Raw genomic sequence first — 11772 nt, 5'->3', positions numbered from 1 at the left:
GCACATACCAGGTAGCCGAGTCAGGAAGACATGAAAACATTACTGCGTCTGTTGAAAAGTTTCTGGGTGCTGCTGCCATTGCTGTGGCTGGCTAGCCTGTTGATTTGCTGGCTGGCCGCGCCGCTGGTGCCGTGGCTGCGTCATCACGTGCCTGAAGCGCTGGCAATCATCAGTGCCTGCTTCCTGCTGGTAATCGTGCTGCGCCAATACCAGCGCATTCGCGCCGAACACAACCTGGAGAACCTGCTGCAGATCGAGGTCGACCGCTCGTGGAATGCCACTGGCGAGTTCCGTGACCAGCAGGTGCTGCGTGAGCGCCTGAAGCACGCCATCGCCATGCTGCGCACCGACCGCTCCGCGGGTGGCGGCGGCAAGGCGGCCCTGTCCGACCTGCCCTGGTACCTGGTGGTCGGCATGTCGGCGGCCGGCAAGACCTCGCTGCTGACCCATTCCGGCCTGTCGGCCAGCATCGCTACGGCCAACGACAGCGAAAGCGGCACCCAGCACTGCGACTGGTACTTCAGCCCCGACGCCGTGATGATCGACACCGCCGGGCGCTACCTGCGCGACGACCAGTCGGCCAGCGAGTTCTCGGCCTTTCTGCGCATGCTGCGAAAGCAGCGCGGCAAAGCGGCGATCAATGGCCTGGTGCTTGTGGTCAGCCTGCCCGAGCTGCTGGCGGCCAACAGCGATGAGCGCAATGCCCTGGCGGCCCAGCTGGTGGCACGGGTGGAAGAATACGCCGAATGCCTCGATGCCAACCCGCCGGTTTACCTGATGCTGAGCAAGACCGACCAGTTGCCGGGTTTCAGCCAGGCTTTCGACGGCCTCGACCTGCACGAACGCCAGCAGCCGCTGGGCATGACCTTTGGCCTTTCGGAAATCCGCACCAACGGCCTGCACGCCGTGCTGCAGACACGCCTGAAGAAGCTGCAGGCTCATATTCGCCAGCACGTCGACGCGCAGATGATCGCCCTCGGTGCCGAAGCCGACAGCACCCTGCTGAATTTCCCGCAGTACTTCGCCGCCCTCAGCGGTGTGCTCGAGCAATTCCTCGACCACTTCACCCGCGGCCATCGCGGCGGTGCCCCGCTGCTGCTACGTGGCCTGTACTTCACCAGTGCACTGCAGAACGGGCAGCAACTGGGGCAGGTCTATGAAGACGTCATCGCCGACGAATTCGCCCTGCAGGCCGCCTACGATGAACAGGCCGGGCACGTCGGCAAGGCCCTGGGCAACCGCAGCTACTTCATCACCGACACCTTCCGCCAGGTGATCTTCCCCGACCGCGACCTGATCCTTTACCAGTCGCGCCTGGGCCGCCAGGCTGCGTTCAGCCCGCTGCTACTGGGCCTGGCCGCCGCCACCGGGTTGCTGTTCATCGGTTGGCAAGCGCTGTCGTTCGCCAATAACCGCCAGTGGCTGGACAGCCTGCGCGGGCAGCTGGCGCACATCGAACAGGCAGCAGACCGCGAGCAGCAGCTGGCCGCAGGCAAGGGCCTGGAAGTGCTGCGTGAACAGATGGCCAACGTCGAGGCCCATCGCCTGCAGGGAGTGCCCTTGCAGTTGGGTGGCGGCCTGTACCAGGGCGAGGCGATTCACCAGGTGACCCGCAGCGCCTACCTGGCGCAGCTGCGCAGCCAGGCGCTGGAACCGATCGCACGCAGCCTGCAGGTGCAGATGCGGGCGTTCAACACCTTCGCCAACGGTATCAATCAGGAGCTGGAATTCACCCCGGCCCCGCAGCCGAAGAAGCGCAATGGCAAGCCGCTGGCCCCTGCCATTGCGGCCAGGGCCCAGGCCGCGCTGGGCAACACCCGCGCTGGCGCCTATGCCGCCAAGGTCAACCTGGCCACTGCCAGCGATGGCGCCGAGCTGTCCGCCGCCACCGGTGGGCTGTCACTGTCCGAAGAAATGCTCGGGCGCCTGGACGAGCAGCAGGTGGCCTCGATCATCGAGGCCTACAACACCCTCAAGCTGTACCTGTTGCTGACCGAGCCCCAGGCCCATCCAGACCCGGCCTTCGTCGCTGCCAGCCTGCCCCAGGCCTGGGCCAGCGCCGCCGCCGAAGGCACCCCGGCCGACGCTGGCGTGATCGCGGAAAATGCCCCGCTGTACGTGCAGTTGCTGGAGCAGGGCCAGGCGCCGTCGTTGCCGCGCAACGAACAGCTGATCAACGAAACCCGGCAGAACCTCAAGTCGTTCATGATCTCCAGCTCGCTGGTCGATCGCGAGTACCTGCGCCTGCAGCTCGAGTCGAGCCGGCAGTTCCCGGCGCTGAGCCTCAACGACCTGGTCCCGCAACCAGGCCGCACGCTGCTGTACGGAACCGCGGGTGTGCCGGCGATCTACACCCGCCAGGGCTGGGACACCTTCGTCAAGCCCGAGCTGATCAAGCTGGTGTCGGGCAACCTGCGCAACGAGTCGGACTGGGTGCTGGACGGCGAAGGCGGCGATGCCATCGTGCAGAAGGCCAACTTCGTACGCGAGTTCATGACCCGCTACAAGCGCGACTACACCCAGGCCTGGTACAAGATGGTCAGCAGCGTTGGCGTGCGCCACTTCGCCGACCTGGCCTCGGCGACCCGGGAACTGGGGCTGTTGAGCGACGTGCAGAACTCGCCAGTGAAGAACCTGCTGCAGGCCGTCAACGACAATACCCAGTGGGACCTGCCGGTCAAGCAAGCCATCCCGGCCCCCGGCACCAGCCGCGATGACGGTTTCTGGAGCAAGGTCACCGGTCTGTTCGACGCCAACGACACCCTGCCTGCCAACGTCGCCCCGGCCCTGCCGGCGGTGGACGACGGCAGCCTGGCCAAGCGCTTCGAGCCGGTGGCGCGGGTGTTCGCTGAAAACAACGCCGAAGGTGCCGACAGCACCATCATGGACCGCTACCTGGCCGCCTTGCGCAAACTCAAGGTGCGCATGAACAACATCCAGCGCTCGCAGGATGTGGGCAAGAGCAGCAAACAGTTGATCAGCGAGACCCTGGAAGGCCAGCCGAGCGAGATCACCACCGTGCGCAACTACGTGGAAAGCAGCGTCGACACCAGCCAGGATGGCCTGTCGCGCTCGCTGCAGGGGCTGTTCAGCCTGCCCATCCAGTATGCCTGGGCGACCCTGCGCGACCCGGCCGGCGAGCAGATCGCCAAGGCCTGGGCGCAGCAGATCGCCAAGCCCTGGGAGCAGGTCATGGCACACCGTTACCCGATTGCCGGCAGCAGCCGCAACGAGGCTTCGGTGAAAGACCTGCAACGCTTCGTAGATCCCGACAGCGGCCTGCTGCCGGCCTTCAAGCGCAACGAAATCGGCAACCTGGCCGGTGGTGAAGGTCTGGGTGTGGGCGATGGCAAGGGGCCGGCGCTGGTCAACCCTGGCATGCTCAACAGCATCGACAAGGCCAGCTCCGTGGGCCAGGTGATCGCCAGCCTGTCGGACCGTGACAACGGCTTCGAAATCATGCTGGAGCCTTCAGCCAACTTCACCGACATCGTCTTCACCCTCGATGGCCAGGAGCAGCACTACCGCAACGGCCGCAGCAGCTGGAACCGCTTCGCCTGGCCGGGCACCAGCACCGCGCCGGGCGCGCGCCTGGACGTCGTCACCCTGAGCGGCACACGGGTCACCGTGTTCGATTTCCCAGGGCGGTGGGGCCTGCTGCGCATGAACGAGAGCGCTCGCGTCGACGACCTGGACGGCATTCAGCAACGCTTTAGCTGGAACACCGCCAGTGGCCGCGTAAGCCTTGTCGTGCGCAACTTCGGTGGGGTCAAGCTGACCGATCTGGGTGACGTCAAGGCCCTGAGCGCCCTCAACAGCAGGGGCGCGCAATGATCGGTTGCTTCGGCAAGCTGCCGTCGAGCGCAGATTTCGTCAGCCTGCATGGGGCGGCGGAAGAAGTCTGCGAGTTCGACGCCTGGTTGCAGTCATCGCTGGCAGCCATGCGCTACCGCGATGACTGGCAGGCGTTGTTCGACGCGCTGCCGATGTGTTTTTTCACCTACCGCGCACGCAACGGCAACTGGCTACTGGGTGGCCTGCTCAGCTCGCGCGATGCCAGCCAGCGGCGCTACCCGTTCTTCATCTTCCAGTTGCTCAAGGGCGATGACAGTACTGGGCTGGTCAACCCGTTCACGCTTGGCGAGCTGTTCAGCGCGCAGATCAAGCCGATGCTGCACCAGGCCGTGCAAGGCGCCGACTGCACCCGCCTGTTCGAACGGATCAAGGCCTTGCGCCCGCTGCAGGGCCAGGACCTGGACCTGTTCCGCCGGGTGCACGCCAAGTTCCTGCATGATTTCAGCTTCGCGGATGTGGCCCGTGCCCTTCATGGGTCCTGGCCAGGTTTCGACAGTGCCACTGCCCTCGCCCACCTGCAGCTCGGCCGTGCCTCGCTGCAGGGCGACTTTGCAGGCGGCATCGAATTGCCGTTGCCGGCCGAACGTGGCCTTAAAAACCCCACTGCCGACCTGTGGCTGACCTGGCTGGCCCGCATGAGCGAACACCGAGCGCTGCCGGCAGTGAGCCTGGTGGCCGACGACTTCATGCACCCGCAGCTGTATTGCTTCCCGGCGCGCCACGCCAGCTGTGCCTACCGCCTGCTCACTGGCTGTGCCGACCCGTGCCAGCACCTGGAGTTGCTCAGCCCGCTGACAACGGTGCCACGGCTGCACGATTACGACCGCCCCCTTGAACATGTCATCGACCAGTTCGTCGATGCACTGGATGCGACGCCTGTATGAACAAGCTCAAGTACTACTGCCTGCGCTACCAACCCTACCTGCTGGGCGTGGCATTCTTCCTGGCGATCTTCCTGGTCTGGGCCATCGGCCGAGCCTTCGGCTTCGCCTCGCTGCACAGCCTGCTGGCCGGGATCGGCGTGTTTCTGCTGCTGTCGGCGGGCTATGTACTGCTGCTGTACCGCGGCGTGGGTCAGCACCACAACCTTGAAGGCCTGCTGCGCGACGACGCCGACCAGGCCGTACTCAGTGCAGCCCCGGCCGACCGGGAAGAAGTCAGCCTGTTGCGCGAGCGCCTGCTGCAGGGCATCGAGCGCCTGCACAGCAACAAGCCGCGCGGTACTTCGAACAAGGATGCCCTGTATGCCCTGCCCTGGTACCTGGTCATTGGCCAGCCTGCCGCCGGCAAGAGCACGATGATCCTGCAGTCGGGCCTTAACTTCCCCTATGCCGAGCGCGAAGGCGTGCGTGTCGCGGGCCTGGGCGGCACGCGCAACTGCGACTGGTTCTTCAGCTCTGAAGCGGTACTGCTGGACACTGCCGGGCGCTACATGAACAGCCCCGAGGAAGCCGGCAAGTGGCGCGGCTTTTTGCAAATGCTGCGCCAGCACCGCCAGCGCCGTCCCCTTAATGGCTTGATTGTCAGCGTCAGCATCGCCGATATCCTGCATGGTTCGGTCGAAGACCAGGAGCGCGTGGCCAAGCGCCTGCGCGAACGCATTCAGGAAAGCTGCGCGCTGCTGGAAGTGCGTCTGCCAATCTACCTGGTTTTCACCAAATGCGACCTGATCCCTGGTTTCACCGCGTTCTATCGCCAACTGGACGACGCGGCTCGTGGTGAAGTGATGGGTAAAACCTTCTCTCACAAGGGTTACGAGCAAGCCGACTGGGGCCAGCGCTTCAGCAATGCGATGGACGAGCTGACGCGTTACTGGGGGCAGATGGCGAGCCAGCAGCTGGTGCAGCAGGACATACAAGTCACCCGGCGGAACGACGCTGCCTACCGCTTCCCGCTGGAGCTGGCCGCGCTCAAGCCGCGCCTGCATCAGTTCGTCGACAGCCTGCTGCGTGCCAACCCTTACCAGAATGCCGAAATGCTGCGCGGTTTCTATTTCACCGCGGCGCTGCAGGCCGACGAGGCTCAGTGGGGCTGCCACGGCCAGCATGTGGCCGAACGCTTCGCGCTCGAACACGCAGAAGGAACGGGCACTGCCGGCAGCCAGCCGGCGCCGCTGTTCATCAACAGCCTGTTCCGCAAAGTGATCATTCCCGACCAGCATTTGGTGGCGCTGTACACCAGCAACCACCGTGAACGCCGGCGCAAGGCCGGGTGGGTGGGCGCTGCCGGCCTGGCGGCACTGGTGCTGTGCAGCCTGTGGGGCTGGTCGTACCTGAACAACCGCGCCACCCTGGCCAGCATTGCCGACGAACTGGCCCAGGCCAAGGCCGACGACCAGGCGGCCAGCGGCCAGTACACCGCCTGGCGAAGCCTCGACCGCTTGCGCTTCTGGGCTGCTCACTACCATGAGCAACACCACGCTAAGGGCGTGCCCCTCGGCATGCGCCTGGGCCTGTACCAGGGCCATGAGGTGGAGCCGCTGCTGCGCGACCGCTACTTCGCCACGTTGCAGAATGTGATGCTAAAGCCCACGGCCGATAATCTGACCCGTACCCTGTACCTGCTGACCACGCTCAAGGTCTACCAGCGCAACACCCGTGAGCTGCAGCCAGTGAGCGGCATTGACAGCGTAGAGGCCGAGGCGCTGCCCCATGACAACCGCGCCCAGTCGATCGCCAATTTCGGAAAGGCGGCCCTGGACACTTACGTGATGCTTTCTCCGGGCCAGCGCGAGCATGCCGACCCGGCGTTTCTCAAGGCGCACCTGCCGGACTACTGGTACCCGGCCATCGCCCGCCATACCGGCAAGAGCATGGCCGCCGCTGGCAGCGAGGCCGGTGGCAACCAGGACTACCTGTATGCCAGCCGCCAGATCACGTTCTACAGCGACCAGATCCGTGAGCCAGATGTACCGCGCATCCTCGACAACGCCTTCCTGATGTCCAGTTCGCGCAACTACATCGACAGCCTGCGGGCCCAGTCACTGCGTGCCATCGAGACCATCACGCTGGAGTCCGACACCCTGTTCGCCTTCGGCCGCGCCGACTTCCAGAGCCTGAAAAACGAAGGCCAGCATCAGCTGAGCGCAATTGCCAGCAAGCTGCTGAACACCCCGAATATCGGCAAGATCATCATCTCGGGGCACGCCGACCAACTGGGTGACAGCCAGGGCAACCTGCAGGTTTCGAAACAACGGGCGCAAACCATCCGCACCTATCTGGTTGGCAAGGGCGTACCTGCCGAGCTGGTGGTCGCGCAGGGCGAAGGCAGCCGCAAGCCATTGGTCAACTGCGACATGCAACAACCGCGAACGCAGTTGATCAAGTGCCTGGAGCCCAACCGCCGGGTGGAAATCGAAGTGCGTGGGCTTAACTGAGCCACGCCGCAATAACCGGTCGCCGGGGCCTCACAGGATGAGGCCCGGGCGGCGGCAAGCTACCTCTGCCGGCACGCCCGGCGAGGTCAAAACCAAGGGGCGCATGAGCAACCCTTTACATGTTGTTAATGGAGAGTTTCACAATGGCATTTGACGCGTATATCCAAATCGACGGCATCCCAGGCGAAGTACTGGATGAAAAACACAAGGACTGGATCGAAGTGCTGGGCTACGAGTACGGCGCCACCCAGGCTACGTCGGCAACCGCCAGCTCTTCGGGCGGTGCGTCCTCCGAGCGCGTTGCCCTGAGCGACTTCAAGATCCGCAAGGCAGTCGACAAGGCATCGGCCAAACTGTTCGAACACTGCTGCACTGGCAAGCACATCGCCAAGCTGAAGCTGAACGTGAACCGCGCCGGTGGCGACAAGGTCACCTACCTGACCATCGACATGGAAGAAGTGGTGGTCTCTTCGGTCAAGTTTGTCGCCGGTGGCAATCAGAATGGTGAAGACAAGGCGGTCAGCGACCTGCCCGTTGAAGAAATCAGCTTCAACTTTGCCCGCATCAAGACCACTTACACCCAGCAGAACCGCACCGACGGCCAGGCCGGCGGCAACATCGTAGGTGGCTGGGACCGCACCGCGAACAAAGTGTTTGCCTAAGCACGTACCGAACCATGGGCCGCTTCGGCGGCCTGTGTTCTGCAGCGCGCCGGGTTTTCCGGCGCGCTGTTCACTAGCCATGTCCAGAGTGTTCTATGCCTGAAATTCTCAATGACCTCTCGCGGGCCACACTGGCCGCCCCTATCGAGGGGGGCAGTGGCGAAGACTTGAGCTTCTCTGCCTTGTTCGACCAGATCAAGGAGGCACGCCGGGCGGACCCAGACTACCTGACCCAGGGGGACTGGCAAACTGACTTGAAGACTGCCGACTGGGAGCAGGTGATCAACCTGTCGGCTCAAGGGCTTGCGCAGCAAAGCAAAGACCTGATGCTGGTGGCCTGGCTCTGCGAGGGGCTGGCCCAACGTGAACACTTCGAAGGCATCACCTTTGGCCTCGAGCTGACCGAACAGCTCCTGGTTGCGTTCTGGGAAACGCTGTACCCCACCCTCGAAGACGGCCTGGACGAGCGCGCGGCGCGACTGTCCTGGTTGAAGACCACGCTCACCGACATTGCCGGTGGCTTGCCCATTATCCAAGGGCAGCATTTTGGCGTGTTGCGCTATGACGAATCACGCCATGTAGAAAACCTCGCCTTGCAAAACCCCAAGGCGATGCAGACAGCGCTGAACGAAGGCAAGATCAACGCCGAGATCTTCCAGCGCTCGGTAGCGCTTACCGACACCGATTACCTGCGCGCCAAGGCCCAGCAGATCGCTACCAGCCTGAATGCATGCAAACGCCTGCAGGCCAGCGCCGACCGCCTGTTCGGCCACGAGGCGCCCAGCTTTGCCAGCCTTGCCGACATGCTTTCGCGTGCCAGCCAGCTGGCGGAAAAACTGCTCAAGGACCGCGGCGTCGAGCTACACCCCACCATCCCGGAAGAAGCACAGCCACAGGCCACGGGTGCCAACCTCCACGAAGCAGGTGAAGCGATGAATGCCACGCCCCCGACGACCGCACCTGCAGCCCTGCGCACCACCCCGCTGACCCGCGACGAGGCATTCACCATGCTTGCGGGCATCGCCCAGTACTTCAAACAGAGCGAACCGCAAAGCCCGGTACCCTACCTGATCGAACGTGCGATCAAGTGGGGCAACATGCCGTTGGAAGGCTGGTTGAGTGACGTGATCAAGGACAACAATGTGGTGGACAACATCCGCGATGTGCTGGGCACCCGCTAGGGGCTGCAATAAAAGCCTTGAGACGAACGTCAGGTAAGGCGAAGACAGCCGGCGCCCTGCCACCCCTCCGGCTCCATCGGGTAGATCCCCTGACTGTTGCCCACGCAAGGGCGCTGCAAATGCTGTTAACTTGAGCTTCCTGCCCAGCTTCAGACAAGGACTGCTTCATGCCACAACGCCCGACCACCCCAAGCGGTTTCATCCGCGTCCGTGGCGCCCGCGAGCACAACCTGAAGAACATTGATGTCGATATTCCCCGCGATGCCTTGGTGGTGTTCACCGGCGTGTCTGGCTCGGGCAAGTCCTCGTTGGCGTTCTCCACGCTGTATGCCGAAGCCCAGCGGCGTTATTTCGAATCGGTGGCGCCCTATGCCCGGCGCCTGATCGACCAGGTTGGCGTGCCGGATGTCGATGCCATCGACGGGCTACCGCCGGCGGTGGCGCTGCAGCAGCAACGCGGCACGCCGAGTGCACGCTCCTCGGTGGGTAGCGTGACCACCTTGTCCAGTTCGATCCGCATGCTCTATTCACGCGCAGGCCACTATCCGGCCGGGCAAGCGATGCTGTACGCCGAAGACTTTTCTCCGAACACGCCCCAGGGCGCTTGCCCGCAGTGCCATGGCCTGGGCCGTGTCTACGAGGTGACCGAAGCGACCATGGTCCCCGACCCGTCGCTGACCATCCGTGAGCGTGCGGTGGCGGCGTGGCCAATGGCGTGGCAAGGGCAAAACCTGCGCGACATCCTGGTCACGCTGGGCTATGACGTCGATATCCCTTGGCGCGACCTGCCTCAGGCGCAGCGCGACTGGATCCTGTTCACTGAAGAGACGCCCACCGCCCCCGTGTATGCCGGCCTGACCCCGGCGCAGACCCGCGAAGCGCTCAAGCGCAAGCTGGAGCCCAGCTATCAAGGCACGTTCATGGGTGCCCGGCGTTACGTGCTGCATACCTTCATGCACTCGCAGAGCGCGCAGATGCGCAAGCGTGTGGCCCAGTACATGCGCCCCAGCCCCTGCCCGCTGTGCCAGGGCAAACGCCTGAAGCGCGAAGCGCTGGCCGTGACCTTCGCCGGGCTGGACATCGCCGAACTGTCGCACCTGTCGTTGCAGGCGCTGGCTGAGGTGTTCCGCAAGGTGGCGGCAGCCGACTACCTGACCCAGCAGCAGGACGAGCTGACACTGGAAAAACGCCTGGCGGCCCAACGCATCGCCAAAGAACTGCTCGAACGCATTGACACGCTGCTTGACCTCGGCCTCGGTTACCTGGCCCTGGAGCGCAGCACCCCGACCTTGTCTTCTGGTGAACTGCAACGCCTGCGCCTGGCCACCCAGCTGAATTCGCAGCTGTTTGGAGTGGTTTACGTACTCGACGAGCCGTCGGCCGGCTTGCACCCGGCCGACAGTGAAGCGCTGTTCGAAGCCCTGCAGCGCCTGAAACAGGCTGGCAACTCGGTGTATGTGGTGGAGCACGACCTGGACACCATGCGCCGCGCCGACTGGCTGGTGGATGTAGGGCCAGCTGCCGGCGAACACGGCGGCACCATCCTCTACAGCGGGCCGCCCGCCGGCCTGGCCGAGGTGCAACAGTCATGCACCCGCACCTACCTGTTCGATGCCCCGGTACAGGCCACACGCGCCCCCCGCCAAGCACGCGACTGGCTGAAGCTTGAAGGCATCACGCGCAATAACCTCGATAACCTGAGCGCCGCATTTCCGTTGGGCTGCTTTACCGCCGTTACCGGTATTTCAGGCTCGGGCAAATCCAGCCTGGTCAGCCAGGCCCTGCTGGAACTGGTGGGGGCACACCTGGGCCATGCCGAGCAACGTAGCGAGCCCGAAGCGCAGAGCCTGGAAGACGAACCTGAACAGACCAGCAGCGGCCACGTAAGCGCCGGGCTTGGCAGCATCAAGCGGTTGGTGCAGGTTGACCAGAAACCGATCGGCCGTACGCCGCGCTCCAACCTGGCCACCTACACAGGCCTGTTCGACCACGTGCGCAAATGCTTCGCGGCTACCGAGCAGGCCAAGGCACAGGGCTTCGACGCCGGGCGCTTTTCCTTCAACGTTGCCAAGGGCCGCTGCGCCAACTGCGAGGGAGAGGGTTTCGTCAGCGTCGAGTTGCTGTTCATGCCCAGCGTGTACGCGCCCTGCCCGACCTGCCAGGGTGCCCGCTACAACCCCGAAACCCTCGCGGTGAGCTGGCAAGGCATGAACATCGCGCAAGTGCTGCAGTTGACCGTCGACCAGGCCCTGCAGGTTTTTGCCGAGCAACCGCCTGCCCGCCGTTGCCTGCAGGTGCTACAGGATATCGGCCTGGGCTACTTGCGTCTTGGCCAGCCTGCCACCGAGCTGTCCGGTGGTGAAGCGCAGCGGATCAAGCTGGCGACCGAACTGCAGCGCATGGCCCGCGGGGCGACCCTGTATGTGCTGGATGAGCCCACCAACGGCTTGCACCCGCAGGACATCGACCGGCTGCTTGTACAGCTGAACCGCCTGGTAGAAAGCGGGCATAGCGTGGTGGTGGTCGAACATGACATGCGAGTGGTGGCGCAGAGCGACTGGGTGATCGATATTGGCCCGGGGGCCGGGGATTCCGGGGGCAAGGTGGTGGTCAGCGGCACCCCGCAGGTGGTGGCCGGGTGTAAGGCAAGCCGCACGGCCGAGTTTCTGGCCAAAGCGTTGTAGCGGGCGGCGCTAAA

At 64.2% G+C, this 11772-nt stretch carries 6 protein-coding genes; all 6 read left to right on the top strand.

The window, feature by feature from the left end:
• The first annotated feature begins 30 nt into the window (after positions 1–30).
• The 6 genes from AC3WLP_RS10145 (at position 31) to AC3WLP_RS10120 (ending at position 11758) form a co-directional block, all read left to right on the top strand.
• The gene (locus AC3WLP_RS10145) at positions 31–3834 is read left to right on the top strand and encodes a type VI secretion protein IcmF/TssM N-terminal domain-containing protein (protein WP_088512125.1); all 3804 of its coding nucleotides are present in this window, start codon (positions 31–33) and stop codon (positions 3832–3834) included.
• On the top strand, positions 3831–4739 hold the full coding sequence (gene tagF / locus AC3WLP_RS10140; protein WP_088512126.1) for a type VI secretion system-associated protein TagF: 909 nt from the start codon (positions 3831–3833) through the stop codon (positions 4737–4739). Before AC3WLP_RS10145 ends, tagF begins: the two co-directional genes overlap by 4 nt.
• Positions 4736–7231, top strand: a complete 2496-nt coding sequence (gene tssM, locus AC3WLP_RS10135; RefSeq protein ID WP_088512127.1) for a type VI secretion system membrane subunit TssM — start codon at positions 4736–4738, stop codon at positions 7229–7231. Before tagF ends, tssM begins: the two co-directional genes overlap by 4 nt.
• A 143-nt stretch (positions 7232–7374) precedes the next feature.
• Entirely contained in the window at positions 7375–7893 is a 519-nt protein-coding gene (locus tag AC3WLP_RS10130) for an Hcp family type VI secretion system effector (RefSeq protein ID WP_012052417.1), read from the top strand.
• Positions 7894–7988: 95 nt separating this feature from the next.
• The gene (tssA, locus tag AC3WLP_RS10125) at positions 7989–9074 is read left to right on the top strand and encodes a type VI secretion system protein TssA (protein ID WP_088512128.1); all 1086 of its coding nucleotides are present in this window, start codon (positions 7989–7991) and stop codon (positions 9072–9074) included.
• 167 nt (positions 9075–9241) lie between these two features.
• The gene (locus AC3WLP_RS10120) at positions 9242–11758 is read left to right on the top strand and encodes an excinuclease ABC subunit UvrA (protein WP_088512129.1); all 2517 of its coding nucleotides are present in this window, start codon (positions 9242–9244) and stop codon (positions 11756–11758) included.
• The last annotated feature ends 14 nt before the right edge of the window (positions 11759–11772 follow it).

Source organism: Pseudomonas sp. FW305-E2, from assembly GCF_058782925.1.
Note: the sequence above shows the minus strand (reverse complement) of the source record. Positions and strands in the feature narration are given on the sequence as shown.

Bases quoted from the DNA above. Each gene is read 5' to 3' on its own strand.
- tssA (WP_088512128.1), top strand. From the start codon at position 7,989: ATGCCTGAAATTCTCAATGACCTCTCGCGGGCCACACTGGCCGCCCCT.
- AC3WLP_RS10145 (WP_088512125.1), top strand. From the start codon at position 31: ATGAAAACATTACTGCGTCTGTTGAAAAGTTTCTGGGTGCTGCTGCCA.
- tssM (WP_088512127.1), top strand. From the start codon at position 4,736: ATGAACAAGCTCAAGTACTACTGCCTGCGCTACCAACCCTACCTGCTG.
- AC3WLP_RS10130 (WP_012052417.1), top strand. From the start codon at position 7,375: ATGGCATTTGACGCGTATATCCAAATCGACGGCATCCCAGGCGAAGTA.
- AC3WLP_RS10120 (WP_088512129.1), top strand. From the start codon at position 9,242: ATGCCACAACGCCCGACCACCCCAAGCGGTTTCATCCGCGTCCGTGGC.
- tagF (WP_088512126.1), top strand. From the start codon at position 3,831: ATGATCGGTTGCTTCGGCAAGCTGCCGTCGAGCGCAGATTTCGTCAGC.